Source organism: Massilia sp. TSP1-1-2 (assembly GCF_049896185.1).
Lineage (GTDB): Bacteria > Pseudomonadota > Gammaproteobacteria > Burkholderiales > Burkholderiaceae_D > Telluria_A.
The window spans coordinates 145,998-165,319 of sequence record NZ_JAFCTU010000008.1 but is presented as its reverse complement, the minus strand read 5'-3'; the positions used below and the strand labels follow the sequence as shown (position 1 = coordinate 165,319).

The window sequence follows — 19,322 nt, the reverse complement described above, 5'->3', positions numbered from 1 at the left end:
CGCCCCTAAAAGCGGTAGTCCAGGCGCACCCCGCAGGTGCGCGGATCGCTTGGCTGGACCATGCCAAAGCTGTCGATGGCGATCGGCGCGACCTTGTTCTGGAGGTTTTTCACGTGCGCATGCAGGCTCCATGCGCCCTGCTGCGGCCGGTACCCAACGCTGATGTCGCTTTGCGTGCGGCGTGGCACGCGGTACTGCAGCAACTGGCTCGGCACGCTGATGAAGTAAGCGGCGCTGGTGCGCGAAAACATCCCCGCAGTGAGCTGCGCCGCCTGCAGGCCAAAGGTATGCTCGTAGCCGAATGTGACGCTCGCGCGCGGCGCGCGGTCGAGCTTTTTGCCGGCCCACGACGTGACGCCGTCCGGCAGGTAGGCGTCGTAATGGGCGTCGAGCAGCCCCAGCGCATAGCTGATGCTGTCGGCCGCGCTTGGCCGCAGCTGGCCTTCAAGTTCGAACCCCGTGACCTTTGCCTGGCCGGCATTGGTGGTCGTAAAGCGCGGCGCGCCGGAGATCACCACCACGCCCGACAGCTGCAAATTGGCGTAGTCATAATGGAAGGCGCTCGCTTGCAGACTTGCCTTGTTGCCCCAAAAGCTGGTCTTGACGCCGGCTTCCCAGGATGTCAGCGTTTCTGGCTGGTACAGCAGCGCCGCTTCGGGCACCGCCAGCACGGCCGGGCAGGCGATGCCGTCGGCGCTGGAACCGGCGCGGCAGCCGTCATTGAAGCCGCCGGCCTTGTAACCGGTGGAAACGCTTGCGTACAACAAGGTGCGCGCGCCCAGGTCCCATTCTCCCCCCAGGCGCCAGGTCGTCTTGTGCGTGTCCAGCGATGCTGCATTCGGCAGGCTGAAGTCGGTTGCCGCGTTAAATGCGGGGCCTTGCTGGAAACTGGTGCTGCCCAGGCGCGACTTGCCGTCGTCCGAATAGCGCGCGCCGAAGGTCAGGCGCGCGCGTTCGGTGAACGCCCACGTTGCCTGCCCGAACAGCGCCTTGCCGACGGCCACGGTCGGGCCCTGGTGGAACAGGTAGTAAGGCGGCAGACCGAGCAGTTCCAGGTCGCGGAAATCGGCGCGCAGGTCCGATTTTTCGCGGAAGTAGTAAATACCGGCCTGCGCGGTGAGCGGTCCCTTGGCCGCGGTAGCAACGCGCAACTCGTGCGAGTCCTGCCGGTACTGGCCGCTGTAGCCCGCGCGCACGCCGATCGCGAACGCGGGGGCGATGCGGTAATAGTAGTTGACGCGGTAGTCGTGCGCAAAATGACGGTGCGAACCGAGGTAGTGCACGCTGTACGGCCCCAGGTTCCAGTCGAGCTGTGCGCCCAGGCCGGACGTCTTGCCGCGGCTTGCGCCCTGCTGCAGTGGCGCGTTGGGCGGCGCAAAAGCATTGGTCAGACGGGCGTTTGCGTTGCCGCCAACCCAGACCGGATGGCCGGCGGCGTCGCGCGCATAAAAATTCGATTCGGGGACGATGCTGTCCTTGTTCTGGTCCTGGGTGGCGCTGTCGTAGCGCAGCACCAGCGCCGCCGCCGGGCCGAGCGCGAGCCTGGCCGACAGGCGCGCGGCGCGCTCGTCGCGGTCCAGTCCCAGACCAAAGCCGGTGCCTTGGCCGTTGATCAGGTAGCTGTCATGCTTGTTGTAGGCAAGCGCGGCGCGCAAGGCCAGTGTTGCCGACACCGGCACATTGAGCATGGCGCTGGCATCGCGGCTGGCATAGTTGCCAAGGGCGATGCTGGCCGCGCCTTCCAGCTGACCGGCGGGCGTGTTCGAGACCACGTTGACGACGCCGGCCGTTGCATTGCGTCCGTACAGCGTGCCTTGCGGGCCGCGCAGCACCTCGACGCGCGCCAGGTCGAACATGCTGACGTTCATGCTTTGCGGGCGCGCTATATATATACCGTCAAGCATGAAGGCGGCCGACGGGTCGCCCTTTTCGCTGGTGTCGTTGTTCGACACACCACGCATGGTAATGCGCAAGCCGTCGGCGGCGCCATCGATATGCACGTTGGGAAGGCGCGCACCGATCGCGGCGGGGTTGTCGATTGCGGCCCGCGCCAGGGTGGCCTCGCCCAGCACCGACATCGAGACCGGCGTTTTGGAGGCGGGCGCCGCGCTGCGCTGCGCCGTGACGATCACTTCGACCCCGTCGAGCACGTCGAGCACTTTGGCCAGCGCCGGCGCGTTGACCGCTGCGGACGGCTGCTGCGCCGCAGCGCCCGAAAACACGCACATCAAAGCAGCTGGCAACGCCCGCATACATCGCCCAGACTGTCTTGTCATCGGGTGCGTCCCCTGTCGTTGTGTAAGAGTGATTAGGCGTGCCGCAGCCGGCCCGGATAGCCTGGTCTTCGCGAGACCAAGCTTGCTAAAAAATTCATACAAGCAGGAGAAGTTTCATCTGGACATCTATTTTCAAAAGTTTAACAGGTAGGCAGGACATTGCCAACCGTCGCAGGGCGCGAGTGCAAAAAAACCGGAGCAGAGTGCACAGCGCCGTGAAATTTGCAGGCTTCAAGCACATTACTGTAGCGCATTGATTGTCACTTCTGGCTTACACTGGCACACGCGGGACATCAATTTTCAAGGACAGCAAATGGCGCGGGACGATGGCGAATACGGCAAGCAACGCCTCGAGCTGGTGATGGAAGCTGCGGGCATGGACCTGTGGGAGAACGATCTCGTCACGGGCGCCGTGACGCGCAAGGCAGCCAAGATTTTTGCCGAGCTCGGCTACACCGACGGGGAAGCGGCTGCCTGCATCGACGACCTGTTCCTGCTGGTCCATCCCGACGACGTGGCCGGCGTCAAGAGCGCGCTGGCCGAGCACCTGGCCGGCGTTACGTCAACTTACCGCTGCCAGTTTCGCCTGCGCTCCAGCGCCGGGCAATGGGTGTGGTACGCCAACCACGGCAAGATCATGGGGGACGACACGGGTGTGCGCGGACACAGGCTGATCGGCGTCACCTTCAATATCGACGAGCGGCGCCGCCACGAAGAGCAGATCGCCGAGCAGCAGCGCCAGCTCGTCGAAAGCGAACGCGAGCACCGCGAACTGCTGCGCAACCTGCACACCGCCATCGTGGTGCACGCCCCCGACACCAGCGTCATCTACTGCAACCCGCACGCCTCGGCGCTGCTTGGCCTGTCGCCGGAGCAAATGCGCGGCAAGGTTGCGCTCGATGTCGCGTGGTGCTTTGTCGACGAGCAAGGCGCGCCGATTGCGCCGCAAGATTACCCCGTCAGTCGCGTCATCCGCAGCAGCGAGCCGCTCGAAGCGCTGGTGGTGGGCGTGCGGCGCGACCAGACGCTGCGGGTGGTCTGGCTGCTGGTGCACGCATTTCCCGAATTCGACGGCCAGGGCGTGCTGCGCCAGGTGGTCGTCAATTTCGACGATATTTCGCCGCGCAGGCAGGCCGAGGAAAAAATCCATCATCTGGCGTTTTTCGATTCGCTCACCGGCCTGGCGAACCGGCACCTGTTAATGAACCGGCTGCAGGTAGCGACGGCCACCTCGGCCCGCAGCCTGCATTACGGTGCGGTGATGTTCATCGATCTGGACAAATTCAAGGCCATCAACGACGTGCTCGGGCACGCCGTGGGCGACCAGATGCTGATGCAGGTGGCGCAGCGCATCCTCGGCTGCGTGCGTGAAACCGACACTGTCGCGCGCATCGGGGGCGACGAATTCGCCGTATTGCTGGGGGAACTGGACCCTGGCGTGGAAGCCGCTTCGCAGTCGAGCGCCCTGGTGGCCGAGAAAATCCGGCGCGCGCTCACCACCCCGTTTTACCTCAAGGGCAGCGCGCACCACAGTTCGCCCAGCATCGGCGTAAGCCTGTTCGTGGGCAATGGCGAGAGTGCCGACGTGCTGCTGCGCCAGGCCGACATGGCCATGTACAAGGCCAAGGATGCCGGGCGCAACACCATGCGCTTTTTCAGCGCCGCCATGCAGCTGGCGGTTGAAACCCACGCCGCGCTGGAGGCCGACCTGCGCCACGCGGTCGGGCGCGGCGAACTGAGCCTGCATTACCAAGTGCAGATCGACGCCGACGCCCGCGCGCTGGGGGCCGAAGCGCTGGCGCGCTGGACCCATCCGACCCGCGGCGCCGTCTCGCCGCTGCAATTCATCCCGATCGCCGAAGAAAGCTCGCTCATTCTCGACATTGGCGACTGGGTGCTGGCCACCGCCTGCGCCCAGCTGGCGCGCTGGCACCGCGACGCGCGCCTGCAGCACCTGACGCTGGCCGTCAACGTCAGTGCGCGCCAGTTCCACCAGAGCGATTTTGTCCCGGCGCTGGCCGCGCTGCTGGGACGCCACGCCTTTGACGCCGCCCGGCTCAAGCTGGAATTGACCGAGAGCGTGGTGCTCAACGACGTGGCCGACATGGTCACCAAGATGGTGGCGCTGCGCGCCCTGGGCGTAAGTTTGTCGATGGACGACTTCGGCACTGGCTACTCGTCGCTGTCGTATCTGAAGCAACTGCCGCTGGACCAGATCAAGATCGACCAAAGTTTCGTGCGCGACATCACCACCGATGCGACCGATGCGGTGATGGTCAAGACCATCATTGACCTGGCGCGCAATTTTCATTTTCATGTGATTGCCGAAGGGGTGGAAACGCAGGCGCAGCTGGACTTTTTGCAGCTGCACGGTTGCACCGCCTACCAGGGCTATTTGTTCAGCAAGCCGGTACCGATTGCAGCGTTCGAGAAAATGCTCGAAACCCACTATCTGCCGGCCCTGTAACAGCTGCATGGCACGTCCCATGCGCTGCACAAAAATTGCGGCAGCGCGGGAACATAAGCGCCCTCAATCCACTCTAACCTCTAGCCAACTTGCCTGGAGCCGCCTTGGACCATACCTGGATCGTCGTCGCCAACGCTTCCCGCGCCCGTCTTTTTTCACGCGCAGGCGCCAACGGCGCCCTTGATGAAATCGACGACATGGTCAACGCTGCCGTTCGGCTGCGCACGGCCGAGACCGAAACGGACCGCCTGGGACCAACGTCGGCGGGAAACAGCATCCACAACACCGGCGGCGCCCTGCCCAACAAGGCGTACGAGCCGCCGCAAACGCCCACCGAACATGAGACCGAACTGTTCGCCCGCAGCGTCATTGCCGCCTTGCTGCAGAGCAACAGCAAGGCCGCTTCCAGCACGTTGCCCTGATCGCCAGTCCCGAATTTCTCGGCTTGCTGCGCCAGTTGCTCGACCCGCAACTCAAGCCGCTGCTCGCCTGGGACTTGAACAAAGACTACACCCAGGCCAGCCTGGCCCAGCTGCGCGAGCATATCGACGCCCAGCGCTTGCCCGGTTAAGCGGCGCCGCCAACAGCAGTTTCCTGCAGCGCAAGGTCCGCGTTGCCAGGGTGTGGCGGTGCGCCGGCGTACCGGGCGCCGCGTGCAGAGCGCCACGCTACAATCAGGGGTCACGGCCTGCCAGCCGCACACCGATGCCAAGGATCCCATGCGCGCGACCTTTTCCCCGCTGTCCCTTTCCTTTTCCCTCTCCCTTTCCCTCGACTTCGACTTCGCCTTCGCCCTCCCCCGCGCCCTCCCGCGCGCCCTCGCCCTCGCCCTCGCCCTCGCCCTCGGCCTCGGCCTGACTGCCGCCAGCTTCGCCGCGCGCGCCGCCGACGACGTGGTCCGCATTGGCAGCGCCGCCCCCGCCAGCGGCGCCGGCGCCCACCTGGGCAAGGACATCGAGAACGGCGCCCGCATGGCCATCGAAGACTTGAACGCCAAGGGCTTCACCATCGACGGCAAAAAAGTGCGCCTGGTGCTGATGGCCGAAGACGACGGCGGCGACCCCAAGCAAGGCACTGCGGTCGCGCAAAAGCTGGTTGACGCCAAGGTCGCCGGGGTGGTCGGTCACCTCAATTCCGGCACCACCGTGCCAGCCTCGAAAATCTATGACGCCGCCGCCATCCCGCAAATCACGCCGTCCGCCACCACGCCGGTCTACACGCGCCAGGGCTTCAAGTCGGCGTTTCGCATTGTCGCCAACGACACCCTGATCGGCAGCACGCTGGCGCGCTATGCGCTGGGCAAGCTGCAGGCGCGCCGCATTGGCGTGATCGACGACCGCACCGCCTTTGGCCAGGGCCTGGCCGACGAATTCATCAAGGGTGTCAAAGCGGGCGGCGGATCGGCCCGGATCGTGGGCCGCCAGTTCACCAACGACAAGGCCACCGACTTCAGCGCCATCCTCACCCAGCTCAAGAGCAAAACGCCTGACCTGGTGTTCTATGGCGGTCTGGACGCGGTCGCCGGCCCCATGCTCAAGCAAATGCAGGCGCTCGGCTTCAAGGCCCGCTTCATGGGCGGGGACGGCATCTGTTCCGAAAAACTGCCGCTGCTGGCAGGCGAGGCGCTCGGCGAGGGCAATGTCACCTGCGCGGTGGCCGGCGGCGTGACGCCGGCGCAGGAAAAGGGCTACACGGACTTTGTGGCGCGCTACCGCAAGACTTACAAGGTGGACCTGCAGGCTTATGCGCCGCACGCCTACGACGCGGTGATGGTGCTGGCCACGGCCATGCAACAAGCGAAATCGCCGGACCCTGCGCGCTACGCCCCCTACATCAAGCGCATCAACTACCAGGGCGTGACGGGCAACATCCGCTTCGATCCGCAAGGCGACTTGCTCAATGCGGCCATGACGATCTACACTTTCCGGGGCGGCAAAAAGACCAAGCTGGAGGTGATCCGCTGACGCGGCGCTTGCAGCGCAAAATAACGGGCGAAAAATGCCGGGCTATCGTATAGTCGTGATGTTGCAAAATTGCATTCATTCCTCAACGACTGAAGGAGACTTATATGAAAACACTGTTTGCCCTGATCGCCGCCCTCACCCTGTCCAGCGGCGCCTTTGCCGCCCCTGAAGCTGTCGCGCCGGCCAAATCCGCGCAGCAAAACAAGATGGTCACCTGCAACGCCGACGCAAGCGGTAAAAAGGGCGATGAGCGCAAGTCGTTCATGAAGCAATGCCTTAGTGCCAAGCCAGTCAAGGCCATGACGCCTCAGCAGGAAAAAATGAAAAGCTGCAACACCGACGCCACCGGCAAAACTGGCGGGGAGCGCAAAGCCTTCATGAAAACCTGCCTTTCCGCCACAAAGTAAAGCGCGCCGCCCCAGTTTATGTCGGAGCACGTTGCATCGCTCAAAAGCAAGCACAAGTTTTCGCTGAACTGGGGCTATCTCACTGCCATCACCAATGGCATGTCGGCCATTGACCTGGCGTCGCTGGCGCTGCGCAATATGCACGACGCGCGCCAGTTCGCGCGCGAGTACGGCTTTGACCTTGAGAACGCGGCCACGGTCGCGCGCATTGTGCGCGGCCACCGCGAAGCGGTCGCCTTCATCCTGTCCCATTTCCTCGAACCCAAGCAGAGCGAGCTGATGCCGGCGCAAGTGCGCCTGGCCGAGGATCCGCTGCAACTGCTGGTCTACGCCTCGCAGCGCGCGGAGCACAATGACGCGCTGCACATGTGGTCGTGCGCGGTGCTCAAGGTCATGCACGGGATCTTCTACATCGACAGCGACCTCAAGCTGCGTCACTTCCACACCATCCGCGAGCAAGTGTTCGCCAGCCTGGATGAAGTGATCCGCAAAGATGGCGAGCAATACTTCCTGACCGACGGCGAAGTTTGCCTGCCGCTGCTACATTACGACAAGAAAAGCAACAAGGGACGCGACAGCATTCTGTTGAAACTGCTGCAAAAGGCAGCCTACCTGGCGTCCGACATTTACGACCATCTGGGCGTGCGGCTGACCTTTGCGACACGCTTTGAATGCTTGCTCGCGCTGCATACGCTGCAGCGGGTTCATTTGCTGTCGGTCACCAATATCGATCCCCAGCGCACGCGCAATACGCTGCTCGACCTCGATGCGGCAAAGCAAGTCTTCGTCAAGTACCGCACTCTGCTCGACCGCAGCGGGCCTTATCCGGCCGAACTGCTGCAAACAATGGATGACGAGCTGCTGGCGCTGTCCGAACCGCAAACCCGCAGCGACAATCCGCACAGCGGCAGTGGCTTCAACAGCTTGCAGGTCACGCTGCGCAAGATGATCCACCTGCACGGCGAGGGCGGCGATGTCGATTTCTTTTTCGAGTACGAAATCCAGCTGATGGACCGAGAAAGTCACGAACGCAGCTTGAGCGGGCCGGCCAGCCATGCGGCGTACAAGCGGCGTCAGGTGGAAGCGGCGCGCATTCGTGTGTGCGGGCGCGAATTGCTGGACTGGATTGCGGCGCAGGCCGGCGGTACAGCGTCGTAAAAAAGGAAAACCAGTGAAAGCACCGTTATTTACAGCAGTCCTGTTGACCTGCATGTCCGGTGCGGGCGCGTACGGCGTACCGGACGCGCCCGCACCGGACTTGCACGCCATGAGCGCCAGGCAAATCAACACCCTGTTTGGTGAAGATCGCCAGGACACGCTGAATAACGATTTCTTGTTGAAAGATGCTATCAACCTGTCGATGGGTAATCCCGCACCGAATGAAGTATTAACGGATGGGACAATACTAATCCACGGCTGCCGCCCCCATAGCTGCATTGAAAAATCCGCAACGATCATGGAAGGAGCCGCCGGCCGGGTCCTGGCCGCCGGCTTGCTGCATTTTAATTGCCGCCTGCTGGTGCGCGAAGACGTCCCGGCGTCGAACGCCGCCCTGCCGGACCGACCTTGCAGGCAAGAGCCGACGCTGGAGGTGTTCATCATCCGGCGCAGCGACACACCGCAAGCATTGGCCCGGGAAACCGGCTACCTGTCGGCGCTACGGCAATGGGGCAGACGAAGCGGATACGAGGGCGAAAGCGTGCACGTCAAGGTCGTCGGCGCCATGCGCAGGTAGCGGCGCGCACTGAAAAGGGGCAAACATTTTGGTGCAAGCGGCGGGCACCCGAAAGCGTGGGACAGAAAAAGTTCATTACGAACAATGACTTAGTTTACTGCACCAATTTGGAACGATTGTTGCTTAGCAACTGCTATCTTCCACTTTTGCACCTTTTTCGGGAATCCCATGAACGTCATTCACAGCGGCGCCGACGCCCTCTTTATATTGCTCGGTGCCATCATGATCCTGGCCATGCACGCAGGATTCGCTTTTCTTGAACTGGGCACGGTTCGCAAGAAAAACCAGGTCAATGCCCTGGTCAAAATCCTTGCCGACTTTGCCGTCTCCACCATTGCCTATTTTTTCGTCGGTTACAGCGTGGCTTACGGCGTCGATTTCTTTTCGGGTGCCGAGATCCTGGCCCAGAAAAACGGTTATGAGCTGGTCAAGTTCTTCTTCCTGCTGACCTTTGCCGCGGCCATTCCTGCCATTATTTCGGGCGGCATCGCCGAACGCGCCAAATTTCATCCACAGCTGATCGCCACCTTTATTCTGGTGGCGCTGGTCTATCCACTGTTCGAGGGCATCGCCTGGAACCAGCGCTTCGGCTTCCAGGCCTGGCTCAAGCTCGCCTTCGGCGCCGAATTCCATGACTTTGCCGGGTCCGTCGTGGTGCATGCGCTGGGCGGCTGGGTGGCGCTGCCGGCCGTGCTGCTGCTCGGCGCGCGCCGCGGGCGCTACGGGCGCAACGGCGCCATCGCCGCCCACCCGCCTTCGTCAATTCCCTTCCTGGCGCTGGGCGCCTGGATCCTGACGGTGGGCTGGTTCGGTTTTAACGTCATGAGCGCGCAAACGCTCGAAAAAATGAACGGACTGGTGGCGGTCAACTCGCTGATGGCCATGGTCGGCGGCACGCTGGCCGCGCTGATTGCCGGTCGGAACGATCCCGGCTATGCCTACAACGGCCCGCTTGCCGGCCTGGTGGCCGTGTGCGCCGGCTCGGACCTGATGCATCCGCTAGGCGCGCTGGCCACCGGCGCCATCGCCGGCCTCATTTTCGTGGGAATGTTTACGCTCACCCAAAACCGCTGGAAGATCGACGACGTGCTGGGTGTCTGGCCGCTGCACGGCCTGTGCGGGACCTGGGGCGGCATCGCGGCCGGCATTTTTGGCCTCAAGGCGCTCGGTGGGATGGGCGGCGTGTCGCTTGCCTCGCAAACGATCGGGACTTTGCTCGGCATCGCCATTGCACTGGCGGGCGGCTGCGCTATTTATGGCGTGCTCAGGGCGACGATGGGTTTGCGGCTCGATCCCGAGCAGGAATTCCAGGGTGCCGACCTGTCGATCCACCATATTTCGTCGACACCTGAGCGCGAATCGAACTGGTAATGTGCGCGTGCGCTGCGGGCCGCGCTACCCGAGGTCGCGCGGATTGATACCACCGAACCAAGGTAGCATAAGTTAATAAAGAATTATTCTTTTGCACCCGCCGTCAGTATACAATCCTCTTTGGAAACTTTTTCAGAATGACAAGAAGAGGGGTTGTATGTTTCTGGCGGCGGTATTTGGTATTTTATTCATCTTCGGCTATCCGTTCCTGGCGGCGCTGATAGCGACCGGGGCGGTCCGGCGCCGGCTTGACAATCTCGAGAGCGCCAATCGGCGCCTGGAAGCTGAGCTCGACGAGGTGCGGGCCAAGCTCAAGACTGCTGCTGCGCCGGCGCAAGCTGAAAAGACCGCGCAGCCCGTGCCTTCCTTTGTGCCGCGCGCCAGACCTGTACCGGCACCTGAAACCATCCCTGCCCCCACCCCTGCGCCGGTGTCGGAACCGGAACCACTGTCTCCGCCGCCGCTCGCGCCGCAAAAGCCGGTGCCCGCCATGGCCGCTGCTACCCCTGCGCCTAACACTGCCTCGGCGCCGATTCCCGCATCTGCACCCGCACCTGCACCTGCACCTGCACCTGCACCTGCACCCACAATGCTGCCCGAGCCGAGCCCCGTCTACCCACGGGCGGAAACGCCGGCATGGATCAAGGCCGTCAAGAACTGGCTGTTTACCGGCAACCTGGTGGCCAAGATGGGCCTGCTGATCCTGTTCATTGGCGTGAGCTTCCTGCTCAAATACGCGTCCGAGCACGTCACCGTGCCGATCGAACTGCGCCTGGCCGGCATCGTGCTGGCCGACATTGGCCTGCTGGTATGGGGCTGGCGCATGCGCCTGACGCACCGCGGCCTGAGCCTGCCGATCCAGGGCGCCGCCCTCGCAATCATGATGCTGGTGACCTTTGGCGCCTTCCGCCTCTACCACCTGATTCCCTCCGGCCTGGCCTTTGGCCTGCTGTTCGTGCTCACTGCCTTTACCTGCCTGCTGGCGGTGCTGCAAAATGCCTTCTGGCTGGCCGCCTTCGGCATTGTCGGCGGCTTCGTCTCGCCGATTCTCACTTCCACCGGCAGCGGCAGCCACGTGGCGCTGTTTTCGTACTACACGCTGCTCAACGCCGGCATCCTGGCCATTGCGCTCAAGCGCAGCTGGCGCGCGCTCAACCTGCTCGGCTTTGCGTTCACCTTCGTCATCGGCACCGCCTGGGGCATGCGCAGCTACGTGCCGGAACTGCACTACCTCTCCACCCAGCTGTTCCTGATCCTGTTTTTCGTCTTTTACGTCGCCATCGCCCTGGTCTGGGCCATGCGCCAGTCGCTCCAGCTGAAAGCCTATGTCGACGCCACGCTGGTGTTCGGCACGCCGCTGGCCGCCTTCGGCCTGCAGATCGCATTGATGCAAGGCACCCACTTCGGCAACGCGTTTTCGGCCCTGGCCATGGGCGGGTTTTATACCGCGCTGGCGCTGGCCCTGTGGGGCCGCCGCAAATCGCGCCTCAAGCTGCTGATCGAATCGTTCCTGGCGCTTAGCATCGTGTTCGGTACGCTGGCCATTCCGTTTGCGCTGGACGGGCGCTGGACGTCGGCCGCCTGGGCGCTCGAAGGCGCAGGCGTGGTCTGGGTTGGCCTGCGCCAGCGCCAGAAACTGACGATGATGTTCGGCCTGCTGGTGCAAGCAGCGGGCTGGATCTCGTTCCTGGGCGCCGTCAGTGGCCTCGACCAGCAGGCCGCCAGACAGTCGAACCTGTGGCTCGGCTTCCTGATTTTGGCCGGCACCGCCTTTTTCATGGCGACCACCTTCCGCGCCCAAAAAGATGAAAACGGCACCGACCACGCTTTCCCGCGCGCCGCCGCGCTCTTTCTTGGCCTGGCCGCTGCCTGGTTCATGGCCGGCGCCTGGACCGAAATCATCCTGCACCAGCGCGGCACGGCAATGGCCAATATGCTCGTGGCCAGCGGCCTGGCGACAGCGAGCATCCTGGCCGTCATCGCAGCGCGCATGCAGTGGGCGCGCGCCCGCACCTTCGCACTGGTCGCACAGGTGCTGTCGGGCGTTGCGCTGACGCTGCTGATCGCCACCGAATGGTCGTGGACCGAGCCGACGGCCGGCCTGTTCGAGAATGCTTTGCTGGGCGCCTTGATGATTTTCGGGGCCGCCTTTTTTACCAGTTGGACCCTGTGGCGCTCGCGCGACGCGCAGGACCTGGAAGGCATCTCGCGCCTGATGCTTGGCTGGTCGGCGTTATGGTGGTTCGGCCCCATCCTCAATGCGTTGTCGGGTTTTCTGATGCTCACGATCACCCCGCTCGCTGCCGACACCATGCGCGAGCATGCCTGGTGGTCGTGGTACCTGGTGTGCATCGGCGCGTCCACCGCCGGCTTTGCCTTGCTGGCGCGCCGCCTCTCCTGGCCAGTGCTGCGCCTGTACAGCGCCAGTGCGTGGCTGGCGCTGGCCCCGGCCACGCTGCTGGTCCTTGCGCTGCTTTTTGTCGAGCAGCGACTGCCTGTCGCGCTGGTCTGGATCGGCTTTGGCGCGACCTGGGCCGCCAGCGAACTGATGCTGCGCCTGTGGCCGGCCAGTGGCTGGAACACGCCTGACTTTTTGCTCAAGCCGATCCACCTGCTGCGCACTGCGGGACCGTGGATCATGCTGTGGAAAGTGGGCGAAATTGCGATTAGCACCTGGCTGTACGGCGCCGGCGCCGAGGCGCGCCTGCTGGCCGAAGGCGGCTTTCAGGTGAGCGGCAGCTGGGCCAACTTCGTGCCGGCGTGGGCGATGATGCTCGCCGTGGTGTGGCTGATGCGCCGCAGCGCGCAGGAACGCTGGCCGGCGGCGCCGCTGGCCGCCTGGTACCGTCACCTGCTGCTGCCGGCGGCGACCATTTGGTCGCTGGTGCTGGCGGCCGTCTGGAATCTGTTCCAGGACGGTTCAATGGCGCCGCTGCCGTACGTGCCGGTCCTCAATCCACTCGACCTGACCACCGCTTTTGCGCTGATGCTGGGCGCGTTCTGCTACCGCATGCTCAAGGCCGACAGCGCGCAACTGGCCGGGGCCAGCAATGCGCTGGTGGCACTGGTGGCACTGGTGGCACGCTTGCCGCTGGCCGGCATGATCGTCGCGTACGCCTGGCTCAACCTGATTTTGCTGCGCAGCGCCGCGCACTACCTTGACATCGGCTACCAGGCCGGCGCGCTGATCGCGTCGCTGTTCGTCCAGGCCATGCTCTCGTTGGTGTGGAGCGTGACGGCCATGGTCATCATGCGCGCCGCCACCCGCCGCCGTTCGCGCGGCTGGTGGATGGTGGGCGCGGGCTTTTTGGCGCTGGTCATGGCCAAGCTGTTCCTGATCGACCTGGCCAGCAACGGCAGCGTTTCACGCATTGTCTCGTTCGTGGGCGTTGGCTTGCTGATGGTGCTGATCGGCTATCTGGCCCCGTATCCGAGCGAGCAGGAACCACAACCCTCAGGAGCATAAATGACAAACATGACCATTCTGCGCAGCTTGACGCTGGCCGCTGGTTGCTGGGCGTTGGTGGCGGCGGCCCAGCCGGCCAGCGACACCGCAGCCGACTATTCGCACGCAATTGGGCTCACCGTCAGCGGCAAAAACGCAGTGGTCCAGCTGCGCCTGCCGCAAGCGGTATACCTCAACGCCCGCAGCGCCGACCTGCGCGACCTGCGGGTGTTCAACGCCAGCGGCAAGGCGCTGCCGTTCGCGCTGGTACAGACAGCGGCGCAATCGCAGGCCAGCAGGCGTGAAGTGCCGGTGACGGTATTCCCCGTCAACGCGCCCGGCCAGGCCGCAAGCGTGAAGAACGATGTTGAGATCAAGACCTCGGCCGACGGTTCGGTCATGTCGATCACGACGCGCCACGGCGCCCAGAGCAAGAGCGGCGCCGACGGCGCGCGTCTCGAGGCGCTGGTGTTCGACATGGGCAAGGCGCAAGGCGCGCCTGCCGCCTTCGACGCGCTCTCGTTCACGCTGCCCGACGCCGTGACCAATTACCACGCGCAGGTGGAGCTGGAAGTGAGCGACGATTTGCGCAGCTGGGAAAGCCTGGGCTACGCGAGCCTGAGCTGGCTGGCCAACAGCGAGCGCCAGACCCTCACCAGCAACCGCATGGAGTTTGCGCCGCGCGCGTTTCGCTATGCGCGCCTGTCGTGGCGCGAAGGCACGCCGATCCAGTTTGCCCGCATCGTGGCCGAGTCGCCCACGCTGACCGACCTGCCGCCCGCGTTCGACAGCGTGGTGCTCAAGCCGGAACCCGGCAAGCTCGCCGGCGACCTGGTTTATAACGCAGCCCAGGCGATTCCGGTGCGCCGCATGAGCCTGCAGTTTTCGGATAAGAACGTGGTGCTGCCTGCGGTGTTTGGCAACTACGTCGAGCTGCCCGCGTTGAAAGGCGCAAGCACCTCGCGCTGGGAATTTCGCCCGCAGCTGCAGGCCACGTTCTTCCAGATTACGCAAGACGGCAAGCTGCGCAAGTCGGGCGACGTGATCGTCGACGACGCGCATGAAGCGCGCTGGGTGCTGCGGCCAACATCGGCGCCAAGCGATGCGGCCCCCGAACTGAAACTGTCGTGGCTACCGGCCACGCTGGTGTTCATGGCCAGTGGGCCGGGGCCTTATTCGATGGTCTTCGGGCGTGCTGGCGCCAAGAGTGCGGCGCTGGACGTGGCGCAAGTGGCGCCTGGATTTTCAGCGGCGGAATTGCAGGCGGTGGAGCAGGCGGTGGCAGGTCAGATGAAGGCTGGCAGCGTGCAGGCGGCAGCGCCGAGCGACGCCGCCGCTGCCGGCAGTGCGGCGCGCAACCGGATGCTGATGCTGTGGGGCGTGCTGCTGCTGGGAGTGTGCGTGCTCGGTTTCATGGCGTACCGGCTAATCGGCCAAATGAAAAACAGCGGCGAATAAGCGGCGCGAACCGTCCGTTGCCGCCTTCTCTTACGGGCGGCCGACGATGGTGGCGGTCGCCATCAACTCGTCGATCAACGCCAGCGAATTTTTGCCCGACATGGCATGCGGATCGATATCGGGCAGGTCGCAAAAGCGCAGCAACACCGAGGCATTGACCTTGGACAGGTTGGCCTGCCCCATGGTCCAGCCGGCGTAATGGCGCTCGCCGATTTCTTCGTAGTGCAGCAGCACCACGTCGGTGTGCCGCTCGTCGCACAAGATCTTGGCATACAGCGAATTGATGGCGTCGCGCCCACCTTCGAGCACTTGCATGTACACCTTTTCGCTATGGCACAAGATGCCCGTCACGCCGTTGCTCGGATTGTAGGCATGCGATTTTTGCATGATGTTCTGGACCGCTGCGCAATCGATCTTACCGACGGCACGGCTGGCATACAGGAGTCGGACTAGCATGGTGGCCTCTTTCGTGTTCGGTTAGCGTTTGATCAGCGAGAGAAACTCGCGCCGCAGGTTCGGGTCCTTGAGGAACGAACCGTGCATGACACTGTTGATCATTTTCGCATCCATGTCCTTGACGCCGCGCCACTGCATGCAAAAGTGATCGGCTTCCATCACCACGGCCAGGCCATCGGGCTGCATTTTTTCCTGCAGCAGGTCGGCCAGCTGGACCACGGCTTCTTCCTGGATTTGCGGGCGGCCCATGATCCACTGCGCGATGCGCGCGTACTTCGACAGGCCGATCAGCGCCGAGTGCTCGTTGGGCATGACGCCGATCCACACCTTGCCAATTACCGGGCACAGGTGGTGCGAGCAGGCGCTGCGCACGGTGATGGGGCCGACGATCATCAGCTCGTTCAAGTGCGATGCGTTGGGAAACTCGGTCACCGGCGGCATGTCGACGTAACGACCGCCAAACACTTCATTGATGAACATCTTCGCCACGCGGCGCCCGGTGTCCTGGGTGTTGTGGTCGTTCACGGTATCGATGACCAGGCTTTCGAGCACGCCCTGCAACTTGGCGCTCACTTCGTCAAGCAGGGCGTCAAGCTCGCCCGGTTCGATGTAGGGCGCGATATTGTCGTTGGCGTGAAAGCGCGTCTTGCTCGCGACCAGGCGCTCGCGGATACGCTGCGACACCGGAACGTTGACCGGCGTGAAGGACATTGTCAAATCAGTTGGCATGCTCGGGCCCATAAAAGTGGAACTGCGACTCAAATTATACTGTGACAACTGAACTGTAGCATTTAATGCCAGCAGAATGGGAGGGCCGCCGGCGCCAGCAGCCCCTGGGTGCAGCGAAAACGCCAGCTGCGCGCGTTTTCTTCCCACGCGATGACCACCGTGCCGGCCGGCGTCAAGACGTCGCCGGAGGCAAAATCGATGAACAGCAGCGCCGCGCGCGCGTCCAGCAGCAGGTTGCCAAAAGTGTTGAAGTAGCGGTTGCCGCTGAAGTCGGCAATGACCAGGCTGTCGCCTTGAATATGCACAAAGCCGGGCGGACCGCCGCGGTGCGAGATATCCAGTCCGTGCCCGGCGCCGCTGCTGGCCACAAAAAAAGTGTCGGACGCGGCCACCAGCGCGCGCGCCGCCTCGCTGAGCCCTTCAAAGGCGATCGGCGCGAGCGGCAAGCGCGGCGCCGTTTGCACAGTGCGCGGCGTGATGTACTTGGGGCAGTTGCCAAAGCTTTCGCGCACCTCGATGACCAGCTTGCCCAGCGCATTGCTGCGCACCACCCGGTTGGCGCGGTTGCGGCGCCGGGTGGCGAAATCGATCCCCAGCAACCCCACCTGCGCGCCCGCCGCCAGCTGGCAATTGCACGCAACTTCCAGCGTCTGCGGATCGGGACTATGGATGAAACCGGGGGCGCCGTACAGCACTTGCGCTCGCGGTGAGCCCTCGTGCGCGGCGCTGGCAAGCAGCACAAAAGGCAGCGCCTCGAAAGACAGGCGGTGCTGTTCGGGCATGAACTCGTTAATGCCGTGGCGGGCCGGCGCCTGCCCCGCCAGCTGCTGCGCCTGCAGCTCACCGGCATGAAAGGGAGCGTCGATCATGGCAGCGGCGAATCGGACATCGGAACAAAGCCGGGCAACGCTTCAACGCGTTGCAGCCAGGCGTGCAGCGCCGGGTAGCCGTCCAGCTTGACGCCACCCTCGGGCGCATGCGCCACGTAGCCGTAGCAGGCCAGGTCGGCAATGGTGGCGTGTTCGGCTGCCAGGAATGCGCGCCCAGCCAGGTGCGTTTCCATAAAGCCAAGCAGACGCTGGGCGATGGCGCCGGCGCCGGCCGGGTCGCCCGGCGCCTTCCATAGGGCAATGGCGCGTGCATTGGCGGGACCGAAGGCCAGTTCGCCGGCGGCAATGGAAAGCCAGCGCTGCACGCTGGCGGCCCCGGCGGCGTCGTCTGGCAGCCAGTTGCCTTCGGGAGCGTAGCGCTTGCACAGATACACCAATATCGCGTTGCTGTCGCAGACGGTCAGCTCGCCGTCCTGCAGCACCGGGATCTGGCCGAGCGGGTTCAGGGCGCGAAAGGCGGCGCTGGCGCGCACGTCGGCGCCCGCTTCCACAAAAGCGTAGGGCAGCTCCAGCATGTGGAGCAACAGTTTTACCCGGTGGACGTGGCCGGACAATGGGGTGCCGTGCAGGGTGATGGTATTGGTCATGGTGCCTCCGCTGTCAAAGAAGATCTCATCCTAGCCATTTCACGGCTTGACCACAATAATGTTAAAGTGGAAATAATTATTTCATTTACTGGAAGAATCAATGGGCCGCATCGATGAACTTGAAGTTTTCATCGCCATTCTGGAGGCCGGCAGTTTGAGTGGCGCTGCGCGACGGCTGCGGCGCTCGCCGCCGTCGGTGACGCGTTCGCTTGCCGCGCTCGAAGAGCGGGTCGGCGCGCGGCTGGTGGAGCGCACCACGCGCCGCCTGGCGGCCACCGACGCTGGCCTGCGCCTGGCCGACAGCGCCCGGCGCGTGCTGGCCGACTACCAGGATGCGGTGCGCGAAGAAGACAGCGCCGAGCTGCGCGGCAAGTTGCGCATCACGGCGCCGCACGTATTTGGCCGGCGCCATGTGACCCCGGCCATCATCGCGTTCCTCGACCTGCACCCCGCGCTGCAGGTAGAAATGGTGTTCCACGACCGCAATCTGGACTTTATTGAACACGGCATCGACCTGGCAGTGCGCATCGGCCCCCTGCCCGACACTGGCATGGTGGCGCGCAAGGTGGGCGAAGTCACGCGCGTGCTGGTCGCCAGTCCCGACTACCTGGCGCGGCGCGGCGCACCCGCCACCCCGCAGGAACTTGAAGGACACGATGTGATCTATAACTCTGGGCTTGGCAACAACACCGAATGGCGCTTTCGCGACCAGGTGGTGCGCCTCACGCCGCGTCTGTCGGTCAATGAAATCGACGCCATGCTGATGGCCGTGCTGGCCGGGCGCGGTATCGGTCGGCCGCTGTCGTACCAGGTCGCCGACCAGCTCGCCAGCGGCGCGCTGCAGCGCCTGCTGGTCGCGTACGAGCTCGCGCCCGTGCCGGTCCAGCTGGTGCTGCCCAGCGCGCGCCACATGCCGCCCCGACTGCGGGCCTGTTTCGATTTTCTGCTTGAAAAATTATCCGCGCTGCCAGTGCTCTCGCCGTTCTAGCGCTTTTCTTGCGTGCCGCGCTTGCCAACACGGCAAGCGTGGGCGATCATCAAGCATGAACATCTCGTCTTCCGTCGTGCGCCTGTGCGGCGCGGTCCTGCTTGGCGCTGCGGGCAGTGCCTGCAGCGGCGTGAGCACGCAGGCGGCGGCGCCCACTCCCAGCACGGCGTTGCTGCAGCAGTTGCGCGCCGAAATTGGCGGCGCAGCCTGCGACGCGGCCCAACAATGCCGGACAGTCGCAATCGGCCACAAGGCATGCGGCGGACCGGAAACTTACCTGGCCTGGTCCACCAAAGGCACCGACGGCGCCAAATTGCAGCGCCTGGCCGACGCCTACGGCGCGCGGCGCAAGGCCGACAACCTGGCCTCGGGCATGTTGTCCAATTGCTCAGCGGTCATGGATCCGGGTGCAAGCTGCAGTGCGGGACGCTGCGTTAGCGGCGGAAACAACGGGGCGCTCTGACTGGTCTTGCCAAGGCGCAGGCGTCGCACAATCGCGACAATTGACAGAAGTTGCCCGTTAAATACTTGACAATAAGAACATTGCTG

15 protein-coding genes and 1 pseudogene are annotated in these 19,322 nt (G+C 63.9%); 11 read left to right on the top strand and 5 right to left on the bottom strand.

Annotated features, from left to right (window positions below):
• Positions 1 to 5 precede the first annotated feature (5 nt).
• Positions 6 to 2,252, bottom strand: a complete 2,247-nt coding sequence (locus ACP7BV_RS09465) for a TonB-dependent receptor (protein ID WP_426103562.1) — start codon at positions 2,250 to 2,252, stop codon at positions 6 to 8.
• Positions 2,253 to 2,589: 337 nt separating this feature from the next.
• On the opposite strand from ACP7BV_RS09465, the gene ACP7BV_RS09460 reads away from it, so the two are divergent.
• The 9 genes and pseudogenes from ACP7BV_RS09460 (at position 2,590) to ACP7BV_RS09420 (ending at position 15,123) form a co-directional block, all read left to right on the top strand.
• On the top strand, positions 2,590 to 4,743 hold the full coding sequence (locus ACP7BV_RS09460) for a putative bifunctional diguanylate cyclase/phosphodiesterase (protein ID WP_426103561.1): 2,154 nt from the start codon (positions 2,590 to 2,592) through the stop codon (positions 4,741 to 4,743).
• 89 nt (positions 4,744 to 4,832) lie between these two features.
• Positions 4,833 to 5,314, top strand: a pseudogene (locus ACP7BV_RS09455) (host attachment protein).
• Positions 5,315 to 5,462: 148 nt separating this feature from the next.
• On the top strand, positions 5,463 to 6,707 hold the full coding sequence (locus ACP7BV_RS09450) for a branched-chain amino acid ABC transporter substrate-binding protein (RefSeq protein ID WP_426103560.1): 1,245 nt from the start codon (positions 5,463 to 5,465) through the stop codon (positions 6,705 to 6,707).
• 104 nt (positions 6,708 to 6,811) lie between these two features.
• On the top strand, positions 6,812 to 7,114 hold the full coding sequence (locus ACP7BV_RS09445; protein WP_426103559.1) for a PsiF family protein: 303 nt from the start codon (positions 6,812 to 6,814) through the stop codon (positions 7,112 to 7,114).
• A gap of 18 nt (positions 7,115 to 7,132) precedes the next feature.
• Entirely contained in the window at positions 7,133 to 8,272 is a 1,140-nt protein-coding gene (locus ACP7BV_RS09440) for a TIGR04552 family protein (RefSeq protein WP_426103558.1), read from the top strand.
• Positions 8,273 to 8,285: 13 nt separating this feature from the next.
• Complete coding sequence (locus ACP7BV_RS09435) at positions 8,286 to 8,849, top strand: hypothetical protein (protein WP_426103557.1); 564 nt, start codon at positions 8,286 to 8,288, stop codon at positions 8,847 to 8,849.
• Positions 8,850 to 9,017: 168 nt separating this feature from the next.
• Entirely contained in the window at positions 9,018 to 10,220 is a 1,203-nt protein-coding gene (locus tag ACP7BV_RS09430) for an ammonium transporter (protein ID WP_426103556.1), read from the top strand.
• Positions 10,221 to 10,377: 157 nt separating this feature from the next.
• On the top strand, positions 10,378 to 13,686 hold the full coding sequence (locus tag ACP7BV_RS09425) for a DUF2339 domain-containing protein (RefSeq protein WP_426103555.1): 3,309 nt from the start codon (positions 10,378 to 10,380) through the stop codon (positions 13,684 to 13,686).
• Positions 13,687 to 15,123 carry a DUF3999 family protein gene (locus tag ACP7BV_RS09420; protein ID WP_426103554.1) on the top strand — a complete coding sequence of 479 codons (1,437 nt, stop codon included), beginning with the start codon at positions 13,687 to 13,689 and terminating at the stop codon, positions 15,121 to 15,123.
• A gap of 30 nt (positions 15,124 to 15,153) precedes the next feature.
• On the opposite strand, the gene ACP7BV_RS09415 is transcribed toward ACP7BV_RS09420, so the two are convergent.
• From ACP7BV_RS09415 to ACP7BV_RS09400, 4 genes are all read right to left on the bottom strand, one after another.
• Complete coding sequence (locus ACP7BV_RS09415; protein WP_426103553.1) at positions 15,154 to 15,579, bottom strand: BLUF domain-containing protein; 426 nt, start codon at positions 15,577 to 15,579, stop codon at positions 15,154 to 15,156.
• A gap of 21 nt (positions 15,580 to 15,600) precedes the next feature.
• Positions 15,601 to 16,308 (bottom strand): GTP cyclohydrolase I, encoded by a 708-nt coding sequence (folE, locus tag ACP7BV_RS09410; protein ID WP_426103552.1) that lies wholly within the window; start codon positions 16,306 to 16,308, stop codon positions 15,601 to 15,603.
• Positions 16,309 to 16,370: 62 nt separating this feature from the next.
• A complete protein-coding gene (locus tag ACP7BV_RS09405) occupies positions 16,371 to 17,177 on the bottom strand; it encodes a pyridoxamine 5'-phosphate oxidase family protein (protein ID WP_426103551.1) in 807 nt (268 codons plus the stop codon).
• Positions 17,174 to 17,785, bottom strand: a complete 612-nt coding sequence (locus ACP7BV_RS09400) for a glutathione S-transferase family protein (protein WP_426103550.1) — start codon at positions 17,783 to 17,785, stop codon at positions 17,174 to 17,176. The genes ACP7BV_RS09405 and ACP7BV_RS09400 overlap by 4 nt, the downstream gene beginning before the upstream one ends.
• Positions 17,786 to 17,885: 100 nt before the next feature.
• Here ACP7BV_RS09400 and ACP7BV_RS09395 point away from each other — a divergent pair, with 100 nt between their 5' ends.
• Positions 17,886 to 18,773: a LysR family transcriptional regulator gene (locus ACP7BV_RS09395; RefSeq protein WP_426103549.1), complete on the top strand. Its 888-nt coding sequence runs from the start codon at positions 17,886 to 17,888 to the stop codon at positions 18,771 to 18,773.
• Positions 18,774 to 18,828: 55 nt separating this feature from the next.
• Entirely contained in the window at positions 18,829 to 19,236 is a 408-nt protein-coding gene (locus ACP7BV_RS09390) for a hypothetical protein (protein WP_426103548.1), read from the top strand.
• Positions 19,237 to 19,322 lie beyond the last annotated feature (86 nt).